Origin of the sequence: Scatolibacter rhodanostii (assembly GCF_900197595.1) — a bacterium.
Taxonomy (GTDB): Bacteria; Bacillota; Clostridia; order Oscillospirales; family Acutalibacteraceae; genus Scatolibacter; species Scatolibacter rhodanostii.
Map to the genome: position 1 here is coordinate 140,630 of NZ_FZLO01000006.1, position 22,075 is coordinate 162,704.

At 37.2% G+C, this 22,075-nt stretch carries 19 protein-coding genes and 2 rRNA genes; 7 read left to right on the forward strand and 14 right to left on the reverse strand.

Annotated elements, in window-relative coordinates; all coding sequences use genetic code 11:
• Positions 1-79: 79 nt before the first annotated feature.
• The 4 genes from CS931_RS11580 to CS931_RS11595 form a co-directional block, all read right to left on the reverse strand.
• Positions 80-754: an ABC-2 transporter permease gene (locus tag CS931_RS11580; RefSeq protein ID WP_099206052.1), complete on the reverse strand. Its 675-nt coding sequence runs from the start codon at positions 752-754 to the stop codon at positions 80-82.
• Positions 744-1,601 (reverse strand): ABC transporter ATP-binding protein, encoded by an 858-nt coding sequence (locus CS931_RS11585; protein WP_099206053.1) that lies wholly within the window; start codon positions 1,599-1,601, stop codon positions 744-746. Before CS931_RS11585 ends, CS931_RS11580 begins: the two co-directional genes overlap by 11 nt.
• Positions 1,594-1,977, reverse strand: a complete 384-nt coding sequence (locus CS931_RS11590; protein ID WP_099206054.1) for a GntR family transcriptional regulator — start codon at positions 1,975-1,977, stop codon at positions 1,594-1,596. The genes CS931_RS11585 and CS931_RS11590 overlap by 8 nt, the downstream gene beginning before the upstream one ends.
• A 139-nt stretch (positions 1,978-2,116) precedes the next feature.
• Positions 2,117-2,944 (reverse strand): sugar phosphate isomerase/epimerase family protein, encoded by an 828-nt coding sequence (locus CS931_RS11595; protein ID WP_242964982.1) that lies wholly within the window; start codon positions 2,942-2,944, stop codon positions 2,117-2,119.
• Positions 2,945-3,127: 183 nt separating this feature from the next.
• Between CS931_RS11595 and CS931_RS11600 the strand changes: the two genes are divergently transcribed.
• The 3 genes from CS931_RS11600 to CS931_RS11610 all read left to right on the forward strand — a co-directional run bounded on the left by CS931_RS11600 (position 3,128) and on the right by CS931_RS11610 (position 6,903).
• On the forward strand, positions 3,128-4,516 hold the full coding sequence (locus tag CS931_RS11600) for a Mur ligase family protein (protein WP_159459827.1): 1,389 nt from the start codon (positions 3,128-3,130) through the stop codon (positions 4,514-4,516).
• Positions 4,513-5,211: a hypothetical protein gene (locus CS931_RS11605; protein ID WP_099206057.1), complete on the forward strand. Its 699-nt coding sequence runs from the start codon at positions 4,513-4,515 to the stop codon at positions 5,209-5,211. The genes CS931_RS11600 and CS931_RS11605 overlap by 4 nt, the downstream gene beginning before the upstream one ends.
• Before the next feature lie 264 nt (positions 5,212-5,475).
• Positions 5,476-6,903, forward strand: coding sequence for an NCS2 family permease (locus tag CS931_RS11610; RefSeq protein WP_099206058.1), 1,428 nt, complete (start codon positions 5,476-5,478; stop codon positions 6,901-6,903).
• A 175-nt stretch (positions 6,904-7,078) separates the two neighbouring features.
• On the opposite strand, the gene CS931_RS11615 is transcribed toward CS931_RS11610, so the two are convergent.
• The 3 genes from CS931_RS11615 to rplM form a co-directional block, all read right to left on the reverse strand.
• On the reverse strand, positions 7,079-7,810 hold the full coding sequence (locus tag CS931_RS11615; protein WP_099206059.1) for a class I SAM-dependent methyltransferase: 732 nt from the start codon (positions 7,808-7,810) through the stop codon (positions 7,079-7,081).
• A 102-nt stretch (positions 7,811-7,912) separates the two neighbouring features.
• On the reverse strand, positions 7,913-8,314 hold the full coding sequence (gene rpsI / locus CS931_RS11620; RefSeq protein ID WP_099206072.1) for a 30S ribosomal protein S9: 402 nt from the start codon (positions 8,312-8,314) through the stop codon (positions 7,913-7,915).
• Positions 8,315-8,334: 20 nt separating this feature from the next.
• Complete coding sequence (rplM, locus tag CS931_RS11625) at positions 8,335-8,763, reverse strand: 50S ribosomal protein L13 (RefSeq protein WP_099206060.1); 429 nt, start codon at positions 8,761-8,763, stop codon at positions 8,335-8,337.
• A 394-nt stretch (positions 8,764-9,157) separates the two neighbouring features.
• On the opposite strand from rplM, the gene CS931_RS11630 reads away from it, so the two are divergent.
• The 4 genes from CS931_RS11630 to CS931_RS11645 all read left to right on the forward strand — a co-directional run bounded on the left by CS931_RS11630 (position 9,158) and on the right by CS931_RS11645 (position 11,085).
• Complete coding sequence (locus tag CS931_RS11630) at positions 9,158-9,874, forward strand: tRNA 2-thiocytidine biosynthesis TtcA family protein (RefSeq protein WP_099206061.1); 717 nt, start codon at positions 9,158-9,160, stop codon at positions 9,872-9,874.
• Positions 9,875-9,996: 122 nt separating this feature from the next.
• A 5S ribosomal RNA gene (rrf, locus tag CS931_RS11635) occupies positions 9,997-10,112 on the forward strand.
• Positions 10,113-10,264: 152 nt separating this feature from the next.
• Positions 10,265-10,380, forward strand: a 5S ribosomal RNA gene (rrf, locus tag CS931_RS11640).
• 117 nt (positions 10,381-10,497) lie between these two features.
• Positions 10,498-11,085, forward strand: a complete 588-nt coding sequence (locus tag CS931_RS11645) for a hypothetical protein (protein ID WP_143826253.1) — start codon at positions 10,498-10,500, stop codon at positions 11,083-11,085.
• 89 nt (positions 11,086-11,174) lie between these two features.
• On the opposite strand, the gene CS931_RS11650 is transcribed toward CS931_RS11645, so the two are convergent.
• The 7 genes from CS931_RS11650 to CS931_RS11680 all read right to left on the reverse strand — a co-directional run bounded on the left by CS931_RS11650 (position 11,175) and on the right by CS931_RS11680 (position 21,609).
• On the reverse strand, positions 11,175-13,187 hold the full coding sequence (locus CS931_RS11650) for a beta-galactosidase (RefSeq protein WP_200814985.1): 2,013 nt from the start codon (positions 13,185-13,187) through the stop codon (positions 11,175-11,177).
• Positions 13,188-13,227: 40 nt separating this feature from the next.
• Positions 13,228-14,556 carry a glycoside hydrolase family 30 protein gene (locus CS931_RS11655; RefSeq protein WP_242964983.1) on the reverse strand — a complete coding sequence of 443 codons (1,329 nt, stop codon included), beginning with the start codon at positions 14,554-14,556 and terminating at the stop codon, positions 13,228-13,230.
• A gap of 33 nt (positions 14,557-14,589) precedes the next feature.
• Positions 14,590-16,410, reverse strand: coding sequence for a sensor histidine kinase (locus CS931_RS11660; protein WP_099206064.1), 1,821 nt, complete (start codon positions 16,408-16,410; stop codon positions 14,590-14,592).
• A complete protein-coding gene (locus CS931_RS11665; RefSeq protein ID WP_099206065.1) occupies positions 16,407-17,951 on the reverse strand; it encodes a response regulator transcription factor in 1,545 nt (514 codons plus the stop codon). Before CS931_RS11665 ends, CS931_RS11660 begins: the two co-directional genes overlap by 4 nt.
• Before the next feature lie 190 nt (positions 17,952-18,141).
• Positions 18,142-19,710 carry an ABC transporter substrate-binding protein gene (locus CS931_RS11670; protein ID WP_099206066.1) on the reverse strand — a complete coding sequence of 523 codons (1,569 nt, stop codon included), beginning with the start codon at positions 19,708-19,710 and terminating at the stop codon, positions 18,142-18,144.
• 32 nt (positions 19,711-19,742) lie between these two features.
• Complete coding sequence (locus CS931_RS11675) at positions 19,743-20,663, reverse strand: carbohydrate ABC transporter permease (protein WP_099206067.1); 921 nt, start codon at positions 20,661-20,663, stop codon at positions 19,743-19,745.
• A gap of 25 nt (positions 20,664-20,688) precedes the next feature.
• On the reverse strand, positions 20,689-21,609 hold the full coding sequence (locus CS931_RS11680) for an ABC transporter permease (protein ID WP_099206068.1): 921 nt from the start codon (positions 21,607-21,609) through the stop codon (positions 20,689-20,691).
• Positions 21,610-22,075 lie beyond the last annotated feature (466 nt).

Sequence of the window (22,075 nt, forward strand, 5' to 3'; positions counted from 1 at the left end):
AACCGTAAAGAGAACCACAGACGAATAAAATCTGTGGTTCTCTTTTTATTCTATTCCGTTGTACTAAATTTGTACTAAATCAAAATTCTTTTTTCTGATAAGAGCGAGTAGAAATTGCAGTTGAAACTAGCAGTAAAAAAGACCATATGCCAACACAAAGCAAAACGACTGCTATTTTATGTTGGACAAACATCGCCGGAATCTCCTCTAAAAAGTCTGCTACTGCTGGTAAACTTTCTATAATATGGGTGGACAGCATAAATAAGACAAACAACAATACATACGGCAACATAACGAAAACCTTTGCTTTTGTATACCCCAATGCAAAATAAATAGGAAGTTGGATAAGCTGAATGATGGTAAATAATAAAAACACGACAAAAATTGGTAGCAATGTTTCATTTAGGTTTTCTTTAAAAAGGGGAGAAAGTATCAAGGCAATCAAAAAACCTATTAAGAGCGCACATACATCTAAGCACAGCACAAAAAGGTATCTTCCATAAACGACAATGCGCCGTGGGATGGACAACGTAATATAAAAAGCATCTATATTACTTTTTTCTCCTAAAGCAAATGGATAAATAACATGAAGAGAGGCAATCATTAAAATCATGCTTGCCACAGAAGTCGCACTCTGTGTGCTAAAGGCCATAAAAGCCATAGTAAGAACGTAAATCCACAAGTTTTTCATTGTCATATAAGGCTTAATTGTAATGAAATCGAGCTTGACAAAAGAAAGTAATTTACTCATCATTCTTTCTCCCTTTGTTGATAAAGATTATTATTTCATCGAGCGTGACCGGTTCTATCAGAAATTTTGAGGAAAACTGACGGCTATCTGTCGCTTGAATCATTCCTTCAAATCCTGTGCTATGCTCACGATAACCGATGATTCGTGCTTTTTGATTCTCCGGTATTTCTCTTGGATTGCCTGAAATACGCACATACTTCTCAAGCAATTCATCTTTTGTACCAGAATACCAAATTTCACCGTCAGATATAAAGGTGATAAAATCGGCTATCTTTTCTAAATCGGCTGTAATATGAGTAGAAAATAGCACGGCATGATTTTCGTCACTGACAAAATCTTGTAGCATACCGCAAATTTCATCGCGGGCAACAGGGTCTAATCCGCTGGTTGGCTCATCCAGCACTAAAAGCCTTGCGCCGTGTGAAAGTGCCACTGCCATTTGCAATTTGACCTTCATACCTCGTGAAAGCTCTTTCACTTTTTTATTGGTTTGGATATGAAACTGTTTTAAATAACTGTGAAATTGTGTACTGTTCCATTGTGAATAGAAAGGAGAAACAGCTGCCTCAACATCTTTTATACGCCAATCCTCTACATAAAAAGGGTTATCCATCACAACACCAATAAATTCTTTTGCTGTGCCCTCTTTGACCTCTTCTCCCATAATTTTTACTTGACCAGAATCTGGGCGAATAATCCCTAAAATAGCTTTAATCGTAGTGGTTTTTCCTGCTCCATTTGGCCCTACAAATCCACCGATATAGCCTGCTTGTAAGTGAAAAGAAACCTCGTTGAGTGCGAATCCATCATATTGTTTTTTTAATTTGTCTATTTCAATTATATTATTCATAGTTTTCCTCCTCACACAATACATTCAGCATTTGAATAACCTCCGACTTTGAAATGCCCCCTAATTTTGCGGCTGTAATCGCATCAAGCAGACCATTTTCCACTTTTAACAGCGCATTTTCTTTTATCATTTCTTTGTCACGAGGCAAGACATAGCAGCCTTTGCCCTGTACATTGACGACAAATCCTTCTTCCTGCAAATCATTGTAGGCACGAGTGGTAGTAATTACGCTAATTTTTAAATCTTTTGCCAATTGGCGAATCGATGGCAAAAGATCGTCTTCTTGTAGCTCTCCCGAAAAAATGGCTTCTTTAATCTGCGTTTTAATTTGCTCATAAATGGGTATCCCTGAGCGGTTTGAAATAATAATCTGCAAAGCTTACCCTCCTTATTTACACTATATACACTATATACTATATTCACACCAATGTAAAGAAAAATGTAAAAAATTTCTATTGAAAGAATGTCCTTTCAATAGAAATTTTATGTTGGTCATTTTATTGTGCTAGGATTTCTTACCAGCCTAGCGTTTTTAGATATTCACGGCTCATTTTTACGGCTTCTAATGCCGGAATATCATAAGTCTGATCTTGCTCGACCACTACCCACTTGCTGCCTGCTTCTAAAGAAGCTGCTAGAATGGATGGGAAGTCTTGCATACCACTGCCGACAGGACGGAATTCAAACTTGCCCTCGGCTTCGGCTTCTTTTTTCACTTCTGTGCCAATCAGTTCATACATATTGGCAGCTTTGCCTTCTTTATAGAAGTCTTTTAGATGGACAACCGGAGCACGTCCAGTATATTTTTTGAGGAAATCGGCAGGATCTTCGCCAGAAACTTTAACCCAGCAAGTATCAATTTCAGTTTCCAAAATATCCGCGCCAATTGTGCTGTAGATATAATCTAAGCCATACTGTCCGTTTGGCATTTTGATAAATTCAAAGTCATGGTTATGATAGAGCATTGTCATGCCTTTTTCTTTGCATGCTTTGCCAATTTCTTTCATCTTCTCCAAATTCTCTTCAAACTTGGCCGCCCCGGGACGATCTTCTTCTGACAGATAAGGAATAGCAATATAATCTACCCCAATCTCTACATATTCGTTTAGCGTATTCTCTAAATCAGTTGTTAAAAGTTGAAAAGGCACATGAGCAGAAATTGCTTTAATACCTACTTCGTCTAAAATGGCTCTTACTTCTTTACCGCTCAGACCATAAAGACCTGCCAGCTCAACACCTTCATATCCCATTTCTTTCAGCTTTTGCATGGTGCCTTTAAAATCTTTTTCGGCATCATCACGAACTGAATAAACCTGTACTGCTACGGGTAATGTTTTCATCATTGACTCCTCCATTTCATTTTCGCGACTACTTTCGCTATTCTTTTTATCATAACTTAATCTTACGAAAACGTCAATACGTTTACCTTGAAAAAACGCCTATAAAATGGTATGATACAAAAAGACGGATTTTATATCTTTTATAGGGAATTCTATCTGTTGAATCAAAACCTTTCGGAGGAATCCATGAAACGTAATATTAGATTCTACCTGGCGCTGTTCACTGCAAAGATTACTTATCGGGCATTGCGGCTGTTGGGCAGAAAAGGCACCAATGTGCCGGGCGAACTTGCTCTCTATATTTGTCCTGATTTTTTGGGAAGAGTACAGCTTCCTGAAAGAGTCATTGCCATCACCGGCACAAATGGCAAAACCACTGTCAGCAACATGGTCGAAGATGTGCTTGATGATTGCGGCTGGCAATATACCTGCAACCGTATGGGCGGCAATGTAAACACAGGCCTTATCTCTACTTTGGTCAGCCATTCATCTCCTCTGGGAAAACCCAAGCACAATTTAGCTGTGTTTGAAGTGGATGAACGCAGTGCTCCTCTCTTGTTGCCTTATATTAAACCTGACATTTTGGTTTGCACCAATCTTTTCAGAGATTCCTACAAACGAAATGCTCATACTGAATTTATCTTTTCCTTGCTAAATGATTATATACCCGACAGCACAAAACTTATTCTCAACGGTGACGATCTCATTAGCAGCCGTTTAAAAGAAAAGAATGAAAACCGCTTTTTTGGTATTGCCAAAGAAGATGGCGAAGACGGCGAAATGAAAAATATTGTCTGCGATATTCGCAGCTGTCCTAAATGCGGTGAAACACTTGAGTGGGATTTTATCCGCTATCACCATATTGGACAAGCCCACTGTCCTCACTGTGATTTTGCCAGTCCTCCGCTCGACTACGTCATTACAAATATTGACCGTGAAAAGCTTACCTTTACTTTGCAGTATGATGGCAAAACTCATGAATTCCCCATTATCAACGTGAACTTCATCAACATCTATAATTCTTTGGCCGCTATTTCTCTTTTGATAACCCTAGGTCTCTCTCCTGATACAATTGCCGCTTCTATGCAAAAAATGTCTATTAGCGAATCTCGCTATGCCGAAGAAAAATTCCATGGCAAAGACATTATTATGCACCTTGCCAAAGGACAGAACCCCATTGCTTGCTCTCGTGCCTTTGAAAATGCCAAAGATTATCCGGGCAGCAAAGCCGTACTGCTCTACCTTGACGATTATTATGACGCTACTTATTCAGTAGAAAATATTGCCTGGTTCTATGACACTGATTTTGAATTTTTAAAAGATGATAGCATTACACAGATTATGATTTCGGGTGTTCGCCATCATGATTTATACGTGCGTCTGCTGATAGCGGGTGTTTCAAAAGAAAAAATGACGCATTGCGTCAAACCAGAAGATGCGATTGAAGAGTATTTACCTGAAAAGGCAGAAACCCTTTTTGTGATTTACGACTTATTTAATTTGGATGCTGCAAATGCCGTTAAAAAGCGTGGCAAAGAACTCATTCTAGAAGCAGAAAAGGAGGCACAAGCATGAAAATAGAGGTTTTATTCCCTGAAATGTGCAATCTTTTCGGTGATTTGAAGTCTATGGACTATCTGGCGCTTTGTCTACCAGAAGCTGAATTTATCCGCACTTCTTATTCTACTGAACCGCTTTTTGTGACAGAATCACCCTCGCTGATTTATATGGGTCCTATGAGTGAAAATGCCCAGGAAAAAGTGATTCAGAAACTAATGCCTTACCGAGAAAGATTAGCAGAGCTGATTGAAAATGGCAGCCCTTTCTTTTTTACAGGCAACGCTGTCGAAATTTTAGGACATTATATTGAAAAAGATGACGGTTCCCGCCTTGCCGCTTTGGATATTCTTCCTATTTGGGCAAAACGAGATATGATGCATCGACATAACAGTAAATTTGTAGGCCAATATGAAGGAAATACTATTGTAGGCTTCAAATCGCAATTCACCATGGCTTATACCGACACAGATATTTACCCTTTGTTTACCGTCGAAAAAGGGATTGGCTTGAATGAGAAGTTGAAATATGAAGGAATTAGAAAAAATAATTTTTTCGGCACTTATGTGCAAGGCCCTCTACTGGTTTTGAACCCGGAATTTACCAAAAATCTGCTTACTATTATGGGTCTTTCAAACCCTACCCTTGCTTTTGAAAAAGAAGTAAGTGACGCCTACCTTGCTCTTTTGCAAGATTTTAAAGATAAAGGCTAATTTTCTTTTTACTTTATAACTTTTGTATTAAATCTACTTTCCTCTGTCTATTATTTGGGCAGAGGATTTATTTTTTTGTCTTTTTAGTGCTTGTTCATGTGCAAATCCTTCCTTTTTCATCAAATTACACAGTAACCCTCGTAAAATACAAATGAACATTTTATGAATATCCCATTGCAATTTTTTGAATAAACCGATATACTAAACTTGCATAGTTCATAGAGGTTCTGCGCCCGCGCAGGCTATAATTTGAGAGGTGATATTTTGGACAAGTTCTTCAAACTAAAAGAAAACAACACAAAAGTATCAACTGAGATCTTAGCCGGCTTAACAACATTCTTCGCTATGGCGTATATTTTGTTTGTTAACCCGAGTATGCTCTCACAAACCGGTATTCCTTATGGTGCCGTATTCCTCGCAACCATCTTTGCTTCGGTTGCCGGAACACTCGTTATGGGTCTTTTTGCTAACGTGCCTTATGCACAGGCTCCTGGCATGGGACTAAATGCTTTCTTCACATTCACGGTTTGCTTTACCTTGAAATTTACATGGCAGCAAGCATTGGCAATGGTTTTCATTTGCGGTCTGATTAATGTTATCATTACTGTTACTAAAATCAGAAAACTCTTGATCACTGCTATTCCAGAGAGCATTCAACACGCTATCGGCGGCGGCATCGGTATTTTTATTGCTTATATTGGTCTTAAAAATGCTGGCTTGTTCCAATTCACCGCTGATCCGGGTACTTATATCACAGCAGGCGAAACCGTGATTGCTAACAGCAGCATTGTTCCTGCTCTGGTTGACTTCAGCCAACCTGCTCAAATTTATGCCATCGTCTGTATTGTCTTGATGATTGTTTTGCTCGTTCTTAAAGTTCCGGGCGCAATCTTTATTAGCATTATCGCCGGTACCCTTATCGGTATTCCTTTCGGTCTTGTTAATCTTGGCAACATCGGTATTTCTTCTAGCATTGGACAATCCTTCACTGAACTCGGAACCACTTTTGGTGCTGCTTTTGGTCCTGAAGGCATTCAATCTCTCTTTAGCGATGCCGGTAAAATTCCGCTTGTTTTGATGACTATCTTTGCTTTTAGTCTTTCTGATACATTTGATACTATTGGTACATTTATTGGAACAGGACGTCGCACAGGCATTTTCAGCGAAGAAGATCAAAAAGCTTTGGAGAACTCCACTGGTTTCAAATCCAAAATGGACAAAGCTTTGTTTGCTGATTCCGTTGCTACTTCTGTAGGCGCTATTTTCGGTACTTCCAACACAACTACTTATGTTGAAAGCGCTGCTGGTATCGGTGCCGGCGGACGTACAGGTCTAACTTCTGTTGTAACAGCTTGTATGTTCCTTTTGAGCATTGTTTTAGCTCCTGTCATTGGCATTGTTCCGGCACAGGCCACTGCTCCTGCTCTCATTGTTGTTGGTATTATGATGCTTGCTTCATTCGCTGACATCAAATGGGGCGACTTTGAAGAAGCTGTTCCAGCATTCTTCGCTACCATTTTCATGGGCTTTGCTTACAGCATTTCTTATGGTATGGCTTTTGGATTCATTTTCTATTGCATCGTCAAAATTGTACGCGGCAAAGCAAAAGAAATTCATCCTATCATTTGGGGTACTACCGCTCTGTTTATCCTAAACTTTGTTCTTTTGGCTATTCTCCCATCTATGGCCTAAGTCAAAATAGATTAAAATATCGATTGTATTCTTAAAAGAACCTTCCGTTAATAGCGGAAGGTTCTTTCTTTATCTATACATTATTAAATCTCTTTTGCAATTTTTATACTCTTTCTGCGACAAACCCATAAGAATTTCTCCATACGTCCTTTAGCTAATGGTTTTTACTAGTTATTTAAAAACATTGAGTCTTCGGTTTGAGTATGACATGATGAAAAAAGGCAATATCTCTGAATGTTGGAATCTCTTCTACCGCAGATTCAAGCTGGTACATATTTGAAAGCCAGTCTGGTTCTATTTTTAACTCATTTCTCTGTAATGCAAAGAAGGTTCTGATTCCATAAACTTTTTCTATACAAAAGGAACCCTGGTTATATTCGCCTAGCTCATAATCCTCATACTCGTTGATTGTTCCAAAATTTGTAGAAACAGCATCTCCATGATGAATTAAATCTAATGCTTCCCCAACATTATATTCAAATACAGCCTTTTGCATGATTTTTCCGGTTTTATTATGCTTAACAACTGAAAGAAATCCCTCTGGACTGAGAAGGCGGTAAAACTCATTAAACAACCGATCTCTCTCTGAAAAGTATTCTAAAACATTATGGCATATAATTACATCAAAAGATTGGTTTGGCATTTTCTCTAGCTTCTCTATACTTCCTATCAATTGTTGATACTGATTTTCACGCAACTGATGCACCAGCATTTCTTCATTTGGTTCAATGGCAGTCACATCATTTTTCTTTGCTAAATGATTTGCAGTTAATCCGAATCCACTCCCAAAATCAAGTATTTTTTTATCTTGGCAGTTGATATTACGCCATACTAACTTGTAAAATAATTTACCCCATGGTGCATTTACAGTATCAAGATACCCACCTATATTGATATTTTCACTCATATGGTATCTCCTCTCTAATGGTAGTTTGCCGCATTTGATTCAGCAAGTATAAACGAAACCCCCAAGAACACAAGATTCTTGGGGGTTTTAAAGATAAATTGATTATCTTTTTGAGAACTGAGGAGCACGACGAGCTGCTTTAAGTCCGTATTTCTTTCTTTCCTTCATTCTTGGGTCACGAGTGAGGAATCCGGCCTTCTTAAGCTTACCTCTTAGATTGTCTGTATCATACTGAAGCAATGCTCTGGCAACGCCATGGCGAATAGCGCCAGCTTGACCAGTTACGCCGCCACCGTTTACACGGCAGACGATGTCAAATTTGCCATCAGTTTCTGTCAGTGTCAAAGGTTGACGAACGATATATTTAAGTGTATCTAAACCGAAATAATCATCGATATCACGGTCGTTGATTGTCACTTTGCCTGTTCCCTGATAGATTCTTACGCGGGCAACAGCATTCTTTCTTCTGCCTGTACCGTAAAAGTACGGTGCTTTTTCATACATAGACATGCGTTAATCCTCCCTTATAAATTCCACTCAGCGGGTTTCTGTGCGGCATGTTTATGTTCGCCGCCTGCGTATACTTTCAGTCTGCCCAAAGCACCTCTTCCGAGCGTGTTTGCAGGAATCATACCCTTAACAGCAAGCTGCATGGCAAATTCAGGTTTTGTTCTCATCAAGGTGTCATAGCGAACTTCTTTAAGATGTCCGACATAACCGGTGTGATGATAATAATATTTCTTTTCTGCTTTGCTGCCGGTTAAAACAGCTTCTTTGCAGTTAATAATAACTACATGATCACCACAATCGACATGCGGTGCAAAAGTGACCTTGTGTTTGCCGCGAAGCAAAATAGCTGCTTGTGCTGCAACACGACCCAGCGGCTTGCCTGCTGCATCGATCACATACCATTTACGGTCAATTTCACCGGCTTTTGGCATATAAGTTGACATAATTTTATACCTCCAAAATAATTTGATCTTCTTTTTGGCAAAGCTGCTTTTCTTTGCTTTACCTAGGTTTACCATCCGAAATCGTCGGCTAAACACAATGCATTTCTTATTGTTTTTAATGCACTTTGTTTAGCCCACGCTTTGAACCTTAATTATAGTATCATATTCAATCTCGCAAGTCAAATGTTTTTTAATTTATTGTTTTTAATCTCTCGTTTTCTCTTTATTATCTCTATTTATCTCTTATTTACTCTCTCTCTATTTTTAGTTTTTATTTGTTATAAATTATTGTCTGCATCCAACATTTTTATTTTTTCAAATTTTAGACATAGCTTGTCTTGTCAAAAAGCGTTCTGACCACTATAATAGAAAAGACTTTAGGAGGTCATCTTATATGGAAAAACTAATTGGGCATGTTCGGGCTGCTATTGAACAATATCAAATGATTGAAGAAGGTGACCGCATTGCTGTTGGCATTTCTGGCGGAAAAGATTCTATGTTTTTGCTTGCTGCCTTGCATTCACTGTCACAATATTATCCTAAAAAATTTACGCTTGTAGGGGTTACGGCTGACCCTTGCTTTGGTGGACAAGAAACTGACTTCTCTAAAATAAGCGAATTTTGCGCCCAACGCAATATTCCTTATATTATTCGCAAAACTCGTCTTGGTACTATTATCTTTGAAGAAAATCAAGAAAAGAACCCTTGCAGTCTTTGCGCAAGAATGAGAAGAGGAATTCTACACAATATTTGCGTAGAAGAAGGGTTGAACAAAATCGCTTTGGGTCATCATTTGGATGATGCTGCCCAGACTTTTATGATGAATTTGCTTTACGGCGGAAATATCGGTTGTTTTTCACCCAAGACCTATTTAAGCCGTAAAAACCTTACCATGATTCGTCCTCTTATTTTTTGCCAAGAAAAAAATATCATTTCGGCTGTTAGGCGCGCTGACATTCCTGTTGTGAAAAGTGCTTGTCCGGCCGACGGTGTGACGGCACGCAAAGACACCGAAGTTTTTTTGACTGGCCTGCAAAAAGATTTTCCAGATATCAAGCAAAAAATTATTGGAGCCATGCAGCGCTCTAACCTAGATAAATGGGGTATTTAAGCCATTTTTCAGCTAGCTATTACGGTTTTATTATAAAATTCAAAACTTTTTTAAAAAAAAGCTTGCATTTTGTAATAAGCTGTGGTATTATATGTAAGTCGTCAGGACGACGACAACATTTAGTTGGTATTGATTACGACGAGGGTCCACCTGTTCCCATTCCGAACACAGAAGTTAAGCTCGTTTGTGCCGAAAATACTTGACTGGCGACGGTCCGGGAAAATAGGTTTTGCCAACACTTTTCAGTCACCCAAAAGGGTGGCTGTTTTTTTGTCTTTATTTCTTTTATTTTTGCTTTTAAACTTTTTTTAAAAAAGTTTAAAAAAAGTGTTGACATTGTTTTGTTTGTGTGTTATTATATGTAAGTCGTCAGGACGACGACAACATTTAGTTGGTATTGATTACGACGAGGGTCCACCTGTTCCCATTCCGAACACAGAAGTTAAGCTCGTTTGTGCCGAAAATACTTGACTGGCGACGGTCCGGGAAAATAGGTTTTGCCAACACTTAAAGCAACTACAATTGTAGTTGCTTTTTTTATTTTCATTTCTTGACTTATTGTGTACTATCTATTACAATAAAAACATAGTTTTAATGAGAAATAAATGAAAGTGGGTTTCCTTATGATGAAATCAAAATCTGGTATTCTTACACGGTACATAGCCGCCTTAGCTTTTTTTCTAATCTTTTTTGATCAAGTCTTGCTTTCAGGGCTTCTTGTGGGTATTGCGCTTTACATTGAAAAAGATGAATGGCTCTCGCGCCAAACCTTGCAAGCTTTTTTTCTAAATCTTTTTTCTAGCTTCATATTAGAAGTTTTCATTGGTTATTCTTTTATTGGTTATTCTTCTATTCCTTCTTTTGATTATCTTTCAGGCTTTGACCTGTTTAAAGGCTTTATTGGCGGTGGCTTTGCTATTGTCATTCTTGTTTTTACCATTTTGGCTATTGTCAGAACACTCAAAGAAGAAGACGCTGGCATTCCTTTCTTCAGCGGACTTAGCTATCGTATGTTTGGTCTAATGAAACCTATTAAATTTCCTCAGCCTCCTCATCCAATGAATGGCAATTATTATTACCCGCCCCAACAGCAACAACCCCAAAATTATCAACAAGCTCCTTACCAGCAGCAGCAACCTCCTGTACAGCCCACTGCACCTGAATCTGCTACCCAAAACACACAACCTGCTTCAGAAGAGAAATCTGAATAAAAACGCTTTACTTACTTTCTTATTTGCAGTTTATTGTCGGCATAATCAAAAAGACAGCCTCCATTCAGGCTGTCTTTTCTTATATCTTTTTAATTTTCTTCTATAATTTTAATATCCCAAGCTTCCATTTGAATATTTTCATTTTGGGTGACCGATTGATTTTGTAGCAGCTCAACACCATCTTGATGCGGATAGGTAAATTCTTGCGCTTCCATGGAAAAATTAAAATAGTAACGAACCGTTTTTCCAGACTGGTTTATTCCGGTCTTAACCACTAAAGGAAATATTATTCCCTGATTTATTCCCCAAAGTCCCGCGTTTTTTAATGCTACTTCGAGAATTTTTTGCATGACTTCCGCTTTCGGCAAACAAGCAATATAAGTGGCTATCCCCTTACCATATTGATTTTGGGTGACTGCTGCATACTCTCCCCAATAAGGATGATCATACTTGGCAAGTACTTTAGCAGAAACAGGTGTGATAAGCTCAATCATTGCCGATAATTTTGTGTCCTCCGGCGTTACATCAAAAGAATAATCTTTAAGTTGAATCTCGTTGGCGGCAGCAAGTTGAGAGTAATAGATGCCACACGCTTCCTCAATAATGCCAGGTTGGTGAGAAGAACGCACTTTTACATTTTCATCGGAAAAACCACTACGCATAGCATACACGATATGACCACCATTTTTGACAAACCGATTTAATCTGTCTAACAAAGCGTCAGATGCTGCATATAGCGGCGGTACAATCAACAACTTATATTCTTCTATCTCTTCACTGCAAGGATCAATAAAATCACATTCTACGTTCATATGATATAAAGCATCATACATCAAACGCAGTACATCGTTATAATTTAATTTTCCTTGGAATCCTGAAAAAGCGTTTAATGCTGTCAGTGCTTCATTGCTAAAGAGAATAGCTACCTTATTTGACTTCTTCAGGTTGACAAGCTTATTGCCTAGTTTTTGAAATGCCTTGCCAATTATCTTGGCTTCCAGATAGGTCGGGTTTGGTTCAAAGTCGTGGCTCAACAGTCCTTTCCAATAGGTTTCTGCGGCATTATGCAAAGAATGCCAGTGCCAATAAGAGACCATATTGGCTCCGCTGGCTATGTGAGCAAAAGCTTGTAGTTTTAACTGCCCGGGATATGGTGTCCAACCGATAAAGGCTTGTGCTTCGGTTTCTAATACAAGATAGTTATCCCGTTTCATAGAACGGGTGATATCCCCTCCAAAGGAAATTTCACAGCCGGTCAAATCATCTTGTGAGGGGTGGTAAATATCACACCCCGCAATATCTAACTTTTTAGCCGCTTCAAAATGATTAACATCCGGCTGAATACCGTAAGAATAACCCCTCCAATCAAAGTCAAAATTGTGAGTAACAAACTGATTTTCTGTTTTGTATTCATTTACAATGTCTATCTGCCATGAAAGAAAATCTGTGACCAATTTTCTTTGAAACTTAGCGAATTCTCCACTCAAACTGGCATTAATAGAAGCATCTACGTTGGGAAAATCCTCCCAATCATTAATGCGATTACTCCAATAATCCAGCCCAAATTTGCGGTTTAGTTCTTCTAAATTATTATCGAATTTTTGTCGTAAATACTTTACAAAGTGAACCTGTACGTTAGGCCCCGACGTGTTATAGTGTTTTGTCTCATTGTCAATCTGATATCCAATGACAGCAGGGTGGTCTTTGACATGCTCCATGATTTTTCGAATAACTCTCTCTGCATAAAAAAGATAAACCGGGCTGGTGATATCCATATTCTGTCTTGGTCCATACTTGTTTTGTCCCTGCGGTGTCATTGCCAAAACCTCGGGGTGTTCTTTTACCATCCAAGTGGGGACGGCATATGTCGGTGTACCCACAATGACATGAATTTCGGCTTTATGCATGGCATCTAGCACACGGTCAATATGGATAAAATTGAATTCTCCGTTGTGTGGCTCTACTGTGCTCCAAGTAGATTCTGCTATGCGTACTACGTTAATACCTGCCTCTTTCATCATTTGAATATCTTTTTCTAATCTTTCATAAGGCATATATTCGTCGTAATAAGCTGCCCCATATAGTAGTAATTTATTAATCATGTCTTCTCCCCTATTCTAACCTCTGTCTCGCTGTAATTTCTTAATTAATCACAAATGTATGCAAGCTATGTGGTTCAATGGTTGCTGAAACCACTTGACCTTTTACCTGTATACTCATCTCTCTCTTTTCATGCATATGATTTGTTGCCACAACCACAACCGAACCATCTGGATTTTCAAACACACTACTATTTGCCGACCAGCGGCCCTTACTTTCTAAATACTTTGCCCCCGGCCTAATAAACTGAGAATAATGCTTCATGAGATAGTATTCGGGCTGATAGTTTATTTTTCCGCTTTCTTCATTTACTGTGCAGAGCGAATTTTGTTTCCATCCCCATGTAGAAACACTTTCATCCGTTAATGCAATATTCCAATACGTATATTTTTCTGCACCATGGCGGAAATATTGCCACATCAGACTTGAAACATACTCCATATGTTCAAAGCTGTTTTGACCGTCACCACATTCACTTTCTGTCTGCATAATTTTAAGCTCGGGATAGGCCAACTCTACCTGTTCAAGAACATGCTTGCCACCCCATTGCAAACCCACACCAGCTATGTATTTCTTTGCTCTCTTGTCCGATAATATTGTGTTGATAAATCCATCATAAAACTCTGAAAATGCTGTATTGTTCATATACATATCCATAAATGGTCCATTAATTGTGCCCAACCAAATTTCTGTATCAAGGCCTTGTTCTTCAAATAGGGGACCTAGATAGTCACGAATAAAATCTCTCATCTGCGGACCTGTCCATTTGCAGGAAGGAAACTTTTGATCAGCCATAGGCTCATTTTGAACATGAATTTGATTAACCGTGACGCCCTCCTCTTGATATGCTTTTACAAACTTAGCAAAATAGGCCGCATAGGCACGCAAAACTTTTTCTTCCATGCGCAGTGTTCCAAAATTATAGGCTTTTTTTGTTTTCATCCAAGTTGGAGGACTCCATGGTGAGGCAAAGACAGCGAATCCCTCTTTTTGCCGAGCAATTGCTTCTTTAATAAAAGGCAGTGTGTAGGTTTTATCTCGTTCAATGTTGAAGTCTTTCAGCTCATAATCGCCGTCTGTTTCATCACAGCTATACCATTCCAAACTGAAATCATTGGCGCCAATTGGGACACGACCATAGTTAAAATTGCCCTTATCCGTATCAAATAATTCATCTAAAAAAGCTTTTTTCTCTGCTTCATTCGCTTTTTGTAAGGCATCCCAACCCAGCTCATTAAAACAGCCGCCAAAGCCTTTTATTTCTTGCTTTTTTGTATCTGTCACAATCAGCTTATCTTCATAGATGGCTTGTTCTGTTAAGCTTTCTGTCCAAAAATTTCCTTCTGTGCTGACAATATGTTTTACACTCATTATAAATTCTCCTTTTAATCTCTCATTACTATACTACGTCACTATTTGCTCGCATTCTTCTATCGTTAACGCTGGAATTCTAATGGTTACCGTTGTTCCTTTTCCCGAAGTACTACTATAAGATAATTGATATTCTTCTCCATAACAAAGCTGAATACGTGAATTCACATTCTTAACACCATATCCATTGTATCCGCTTTTGGGTTCTGCGTTTAAAATATTTTTTACTTGTTGCTCTGTCATCCCTTTACCGTCATCTTGAATGATAAAGATAATGTCTCCCTCTTCTTTTCTTGCTTGAATAAGAATATGACACTCCTGTACACTAATATCGCTTGCAATGCCATGCACAATAGCATTTTCGACAAAGGGCTGCAACATAATATTGATACAAGCCAGCGATTGAATCTCTTTGGGTACATCTATTTTTAATTCAATTGAATCTTCAAACAGCTTATTTTCAATATAAATGTAGGCTTTTACATGCTCTAATTCTTCGGCAATAGAAACAACCTGTTTTCCTCGATTTAGGCTTATACGATAATACTTAGCTAAATTTCGTGCTACTTCAGCAATTTCAGGTGCCTGATTGTCTATTGCTTGCCAATTGATTAAATCTAAAGTGTTATATAAGAAATGGGGGTTGATTTGTGCCTGCAACGCTTTCAGTTGCGCTGTTTTAATTTCCTTTCCCATTCGATATTGCTCTTCCATTAGTTCTTTCAAGCGCCCTGCCGTATCATTAAACTGTTTAAAAATCTGTCCTATTTCATCATCTTCTATAACCATGAGTTGCTCATTAAAGTTTCCATTCTGCAAACTAATCATACTTTGGGCTAAAATGTCCAACCGCTTTGTATAATAACGAGCAATTTTAAAAGCTAATAAAGAGATGACAATTACCGCAAGTATTGAAAGTGAAAATGATATTGCATTGATTTGTCTCACCTGCGCTTCAATTTCAGTTTTCGGCACAAGAGCTACCAATATCCAATCTGTCATTTCTATTTCTTTGTTCTGAACAATATATTCTTCCTTCCATATTTTTTGATTTTGCCAATTCAAATGAGTTCCTTTGACTGGAAGCTTTCCGCTCTTTTGTAAAGTTTGAAGCAGCTCATCTTTTCCTGAAGAAAGGCAGATTATTTCACCTCTTTGATTGGTCAAGTAAATAATTCCCGCTTGCGTAATATTGGATTTATCAATAATACTTTGAAACTTTTCTGTTTTAACACCAATTTGTTGTACGGCAATGAACTTATTCGTGCCAAGCGTGGATTTAATCATACGAAACATTGATACTAACTCTACATTGCCATTATTTTGCGGTAGCCCAACTGATTCAGAACCCGTGAAATAGATATATGAATTGATGATATCTTCATAATCTTTTCTCTCGGCTAGAGAGGAATAAGAAACAAAGTTCTTTGTATTGTTAGTATAGTGTATTTCATCTGAAATAAAAATTCTGGCAAGATAAATGCTTTCCATTTTTTCTACCGTGGTAAAAACACTTTCCAGTGCTAAAAATTCTCGATATTGTTCGGCATAATCTCTATCTCCGCTAAAATTTTCAGAACCCACCATACGTTGCAAGTCACCATTATAGTAGATTAAATCAGACGCATAATACATATTTTGCACATAATTCTCAAAGAAAGAGAAAGCTTGATCATAAGCTTGGCTTGCTGAATACACAATCTTTTCGCGATAATGTCCACCTATCGAGTAATTGATAAATAACATGACTATAAAAAATACGAATACAACAGGCACCGAAAAAGACAATGCCAGTTTGCTTCTCATATTTCTTTTTGACCACCAATGGCAGAAAAGCTTTTTCACTCTGTTCATAGGCAATCTCGATATTCTGATGGAGTAAGACCCATCTTTTTCTTAAATATCTTGGCAAAGTAATTAGAATCTTCATATCCTACTAAACTTGCTACGTGATAAAGTTTTAAGCTTTTATCCTGCAAGAGCTTTTTTGACTTTTCAATTCTAATCCCAGTGATTGTCTCACCAAGCGTCTTGCCCGTTTTCTTTTTAAATAAATTGGATAAATAAGTAGGTGTTAAATAGACTTCATCGGCTAATCCTTGCACCGAAATATCTTTCTGCTGATATTCTCTTTCAATCAACCTCAAAACTTGGTTAATGACCGAATATCCTGATTCCTCTTTCTCCTTTATTGCAAAAAGATATCTTGTTTTTTCAACCAAATAGGCATGAATTTGATCTACTGTCTTTCTTTCCCCATCGCCGATTTCCTGCCCTCTTTCATTTTCATTCTGAACAAAACTGGAGTTTTTTTTCGATTCTGCATAGATAATTTGTTCTAACCGGAAAAATACACGCTGCAGTTTATGACTTCTTATCGCTTCGCAAGATTTAATTGTATTTACTAAATCACTTATAGTAGACAAAGCTACCTTTTCATTGGATGTTTCTAATGCTAAAGTAAATTCTTCATATAAGCTTTCTTCAATTTGCACTGTACGATTCGAGGGTGATCGAAATGCAATATCCCCATATCCAGTAGAAAAAAGAGCTTGTTCTACTTCTTTTGCATGCTCATACGATTTATAGATATCTATAATTTGTTTTACTGGTTTGCCAACCGCGGCAAACAGCTGATTTTTTATTAAAAATTTTTTCATATCTGCAAATAAATTACTTTTATCTCCTATACTGTCTGCATCTCCATTTAAAATTAGAATTGCCCCATTATTTTCTTCAAACTGCATTTCCCAGGAAATGCTAAAAGAAGCTGCCACCAGCGGTGCAAACACCTGCTCTTCTATATTGTAAAAAAAAGCAAGCATATTGGTAATTGGTTCTGTTGCCTGAATAATACACACTCTAAATGCCGCATGCCTTACTTTAAACATTTCGCACACTTTAATCTTAGTGCTTTCTTCCGTAATAATTTCTCCTCTTATAAGGGAAAAAAATGCTTCTTTTTTTATGTAATCCATGCTCTCTTGAAGCACCAATTTTTGTGAGTTTCTTTGCTTGTTTTCTTGAACAGTATTGACCGCTTGCTGAATCGCTTCTTTTAATTCTTCTACATTGATTGGTTTCTCAATATAGCTGACGGCCCCAATTTTAATAGCTGCTTTATAATATTCTTTGTCGGAATATCCGCTGATAAAAATAAATTGGCAATCAGGAAATTTTTCGTGCAGCTCACTGCACATCTCTACCCCGGTCATACCACGCATACGGATATCTGAAAGAATAACATCCGGGCGAAAATATTCACTTATCATAATACCTTCTTGTGCGCTGCCAGCTGTTTGAATCATACCAATTCCTAATTCTTTCCAATTGATATGCCGCATAAGGCCATTCCTTGTGGCAGACTCGTCATCGACAATTAATAGTTTTATCATATTCCACCACTTCTGCTATTTGCAAAGAAATCAAAACGATTGACTCATTGTTTTTCAATAGCAATCCATTGATTCTGTTAATCCCTTAAATGTATTAATTGCTTTATCTCTTATTATAGTATCATTATTAACCAATAAAAACAATAAAACAGACAGAATATCTGTCTGTTTTACGAATAATGTTAGGATATTATTTTATGCTGCTTTTATATTCGTCAAACTGACTTTGTATAAATTCTTTTACCTTTTCGATACCGGCTGCTTCCATTTTGGCTTTATAATCGGCTAAACCTTGCTCGGCATCTGTATAGCCGAGTTCTAGCGGCCACCAATATTGTTGGTGTACATTTTGGCAGGCTGCATATTCTGTTTCAATTGGTGTAGTATCAATAGCAAATCCACGATATTTAGCACTTCCGTTGCCAGCTATTTCATCAATTTGTTTATCAAAAGATGCCTTAAGGTCGGGGTAGTCTGTCGGCGCGCCATAATTGTCTAGGGTAAACTCAGTAGTACGTGCTGCCCAAAAAGAGTTTGCTGCATAGCTATCTGTATCTAACATCTTTACTTGATTGTCTATAATTTCATAAGAAGTTCCCTCAATTCCATAGAAAAAGGCACGATGCATTTCTTCATCTGAGGTAATCAAATCATAAACGGCCAAAGCTCTTTCGGGGTTTTCAGAACTATTTGATACAACTGCTGCATCTTGTGTGAAAGGCATATACGAAATATCTTTCGCAAAATTAACAAACTTCACCTTGTTATTGGGATTGTAGATATGCTGTGACACATAGTTACCATCGTTATACACTTTTGAGGCAGCTTTATTATTTTGCATTTTAGTAGAATCTGTATCCGATAGCGCCGATTTTGTAAAATATCCTTTTTCATTCCATCTTGCCATTCTAGCTAGAAAATCCGGGGTACCTTCATACTCATAATAAGTAAAGAGTTGAGGATCTTCTTCATAAGGATCAATCCAAAGGAAATCATTTGTTGAACCCTTAATGGGATAAAGTTTATTGAAATACATATAAGTATCGTCTATCTCTGAACCAGACTGATAAATATCGACTGGTTCCAGTTCAGGAGCATTTTCTTTGACATAGCTTAAGTAAGTCTCATAGTCATCGAAATCTTCCATTTTTCCATCCCAATCAGTACCTTCTAAAATATCGGTTCTATAGACGGGTCCATAAGCATTATAGGTCGCATAAAGGGTAGGAATACAGTAATAATCTCCATTTACTTTTGCTTGGCTTAGTGCCATTTCATTTTGTCTACTATAATTTTTTGGTGCATACTCAGGCCAAAGTTCATTTAAATTTTTAAAGGCTCCTTTTTGTGCCAATGAAGCAAAATTTAGCCATGTGGCCGTATAAGCCATATCAAATTTTTCACCTGAAGAAAACAGCAATGGATATTTGTTGGCATACTCTGCCCAGCCTATCCAATTTAGCTTTATTGTCGTGTTCATCTTCTCTTTTAGTATTTCGTTGTAATAAGCATCCACTTCATCCTGTTTAGCGGGTCTATCACTGACTACATACATGACAATTTCTACTTCTTCAGACGTATCTAATGCAGAAACTTCTGAAGTCTTGGTTTCACTTTCTGTTTCTTTATCACTTTGGCTCTGTGATTTTACAGATGTTTCTTCAGAATTTTTTTTGCTATCACTTGCGCAGCCTGAAATAACACTTATCATCATGATGATTGCCAAAAACAGAGCCCCAAGCTTTTTTGTTCTTTCCATATTTGCCTCCCATAAAATTAATTATACATTGATTAGCCTTTAACAGAGCCAATCGTAATGCCTTTGACAAAATATTTTTGCACAAATGGATATAGTAAGATAATGGGTCCGGTAGCTACTACTGCCATAGCCAGTTTTAATGAATTTGACGGTAGATTTTCCACCTTAATATTCGCTTGACTTGCTAGTGAATTCAAAGCCTGCTGTTTTTGCATCATTGCATACAACATATACTGCAAAGGGTATTTTTCTTCCGTGTTAATATACAGCATGGCATTATACCAATCGTTCCAATAACCAAGAGCTAAAAAAAGTCCAATTGTGGCAAGTCCAGATTTCAGAAGTGGAAGAACAATTTGAAAAAAAGTTCTAAACTCTCCAGCACCGTCTATTTTTGCCGATTCAATTAATGCCGTTGGAATACTTGTAACAAAACTTCGCATAATGAGTAAATAAAACACATTAATCATTCCGGGAAGAATCAGTGCCAACAAGTTATCTTTTAAGTTTAAATACTGTATGTAAAAAATATAGGTAGAAATCATGCCTCCGTTAAACAGCGTCGTAAAATAATAAAAGAAAGAAAACTTATTGCGGTATTTAAAGTCTTGTCTCCCTAAAACATAGGCTGTCATGGTTATAAACATTAGGCCAAAGAAAGTTCCTGCGGCTGTAATTAAAATTGTAATTGCGTAGGCATTAAAAACTTTTTGAGGCGTTTTAAAGATTATTTTATAGGCTTCTAAGGTTATATCTTTCGGTAATAAACTATATCCTTCAAAGCGAATTACTTGCTCAGATGTAAAAGATCCCGAAACTAACATAATAAAAGGGAGCAAGCAAAGCAATGCCAAACATGCGATAAATACATAAGAGAATATATCAAATGTAATACGAGATCCACTTCTTTTTATTTTAGTACTAGGTCTTTTTCTTATTAAGGAATGTGTCATATCCTACCTCCATCTCAAAATTGTATTAAAACAACGCATATTCCGGTTCAATCTTTTTCACAATCTGATTTACTGTTAAAATAATCAGAAAGCACAAAACCGATTGATATAAAGTAGCAGCTGCTGTCATACCAAAATTTGAATTTTGCAGGAGAGAACGAAACACATAAGTATCAATTACATCCGTTGCCTCAAAGAGTTGACCATTATTCCCAATAATCTGATAAAACATTTCAAAATCGCCTCTCAATATTCTTCCTACTTGCAAAAGAATCATGGTAATAATAGTAGGTCGAATTGCCGGCAAAGTAATATGCAAAATTCTTTGAAATATATTAGCCCCATCAATATCAGCCGCTTCATAACATTCCACATCCATACCGGTAATAGAGGCAATGTAGATAATCGAGTTATATCCAACCCATTTCCACGCATTAAATATAGCGATAATGGCCGGCCAGATACCTGGCATAGAATAAACATTTATCTTATCCATGTTCATTTTAGTAAGTAAATTATTAAAAACTCCGGTTTCATAATTGAAAATATTAAAGACGAAAGTTCCGACTATGACCCATGAAATAAAATAAGGCAAAAAAATAACAGACTGTGTAGTCCTTTTAAATACTTTTCCTTTCATCTCAGAAATTAAGATTGCTACGAAAACTGCCAAGAGTTGCGAAGTAAGTAAATTAAGTAAATTGTAAAGGATTGTATTTTTAGTAATCGTCCATCCAGTTCCAGAGGAAAAAAGATAACGAAAATTCTCTAACCCGTTCCATGTACTCCCAAACACTCCTAAATCAAATCGATAACTTTTAAATGCCAACACCAAACCTGACATTGGTAAATAATTTAGTACAATCACTAAAACCGTAAAAGGAATTAGCATAACAAATAAAGCTCTATTCTTCTTTAACTCATGCCAAAATTCATTTTTTCCCATTTACTCACCCCATTGTTATTTTGCATAATACTGTGTAATTTTTCTTGTGTTTTATAGTAATAATTGTAATATGAATTGTATTAAATTTAAATAGGACAAATCAATGATTTTAAGTAAAAATCTATGATGTTTTATAGTTTTATTAAATTTTTTACTGCAAATAAAAAAGCTTCTTGTCCCATTCATTATGGCACAAGAAGCTTTTTGTAATAAAATATCTATTCCGCAAATTCAAATTTTTTGATGTTTGAAGAACTTTCTAATTGTAACTAACATTTATATCTTAATCGATAATACAAAAAACCACATGAGTAAAACTCATGTGGTAATAATCAGTGTATATACACCCTGAAAACTGAATAAAGGAGCAAAGAAAAGAAAGGGAAAAGAAATCCAATAAAGGGATTATGGTCAAGCCCTCGACCTATTAGTACTGCCAAGCTAAACACATTGCTGTGCTTACACA

What these genes read in the sequence shown, in the direction of transcription:
- CS931_RS11580 (WP_099206052.1), bottom strand. Translation starts at nt 754, where the DNA reads ATGATGAGTAAATTACTTTCTTTTGTCAAGCTCGATTTCATTACAATT.
- CS931_RS11585 (WP_099206053.1), bottom strand. Translation starts at nt 1,601, where the DNA reads ATGAATAATATAATTGAAATAGACAAATTAAAAAAACAATATGATGGA.
- CS931_RS11595 (WP_242964982.1), bottom strand. Translation starts at nt 2,944, where the DNA reads ATGATGAAAACATTACCCGTAGCAGTACAGGTTTATTCAGTTCGTGAT.
- CS931_RS11600 (WP_159459827.1), top strand. Translation starts at nt 3,128, where the DNA reads ATGAAACGTAATATTAGATTCTACCTGGCGCTGTTCACTGCAAAGATT.
- CS931_RS11605 (WP_099206057.1), top strand. Translation starts at nt 4,513, where the DNA reads ATGAAAATAGAGGTTTTATTCCCTGAAATGTGCAATCTTTTCGGTGAT.
- CS931_RS11615 (WP_099206059.1), bottom strand. Translation starts at nt 7,810, where the DNA reads ATGAGTGAAAATATCAATATAGGTGGGTATCTTGATACTGTAAATGCA.
- rpsI (WP_099206072.1), bottom strand. Translation starts at nt 8,314, where the DNA reads ATGTATGAAAAAGCACCGTACTTTTACGGTACAGGCAGAAGAAAGAAT.
- rplM (WP_099206060.1), bottom strand. Translation starts at nt 8,763, where the DNA reads ATGTCAACTTATATGCCAAAAGCCGGTGAAATTGACCGTAAATGGTAT.
- CS931_RS11630 (WP_099206061.1), top strand. Translation starts at nt 9,158, where the DNA reads ATGGAAAAACTAATTGGGCATGTTCGGGCTGCTATTGAACAATATCAA.
- CS931_RS11645 (WP_143826253.1), top strand. Translation starts at nt 10,498, where the DNA reads ATGATGAAATCAAAATCTGGTATTCTTACACGGTACATAGCCGCCTTA.
- CS931_RS11650 (WP_200814985.1), bottom strand. Translation starts at nt 13,187, where the DNA reads ATGATTAATAAATTACTACTATATGGGGCAGCTTATTACGACGAATAT.
- CS931_RS11655 (WP_242964983.1), bottom strand. Translation starts at nt 14,556, where the DNA reads ATGAGTGTAAAACATATTGTCAGCACAGAAGGAAATTTTTGGACAGAA.
- CS931_RS11660 (WP_099206064.1), bottom strand. Translation starts at nt 16,410, where the DNA reads ATGAACAGAGTGAAAAAGCTTTTCTGCCATTGGTGGTCAAAAAGAAAT.
- CS931_RS11665 (WP_099206065.1), bottom strand. Translation starts at nt 17,951, where the DNA reads ATGATAAAACTATTAATTGTCGATGACGAGTCTGCCACAAGGAATGGC.
- CS931_RS11670 (WP_099206066.1), bottom strand. Translation starts at nt 19,710, where the DNA reads ATGGAAAGAACAAAAAAGCTTGGGGCTCTGTTTTTGGCAATCATCATG.
- CS931_RS11675 (WP_099206067.1), bottom strand. Translation starts at nt 20,663, where the DNA reads ATGACACATTCCTTAATAAGAAAAAGACCTAGTACTAAAATAAAAAGA.
- CS931_RS11680 (WP_099206068.1), bottom strand. Translation starts at nt 21,609, where the DNA reads ATGGGAAAAAATGAATTTTGGCATGAGTTAAAGAAGAATAGAGCTTTA.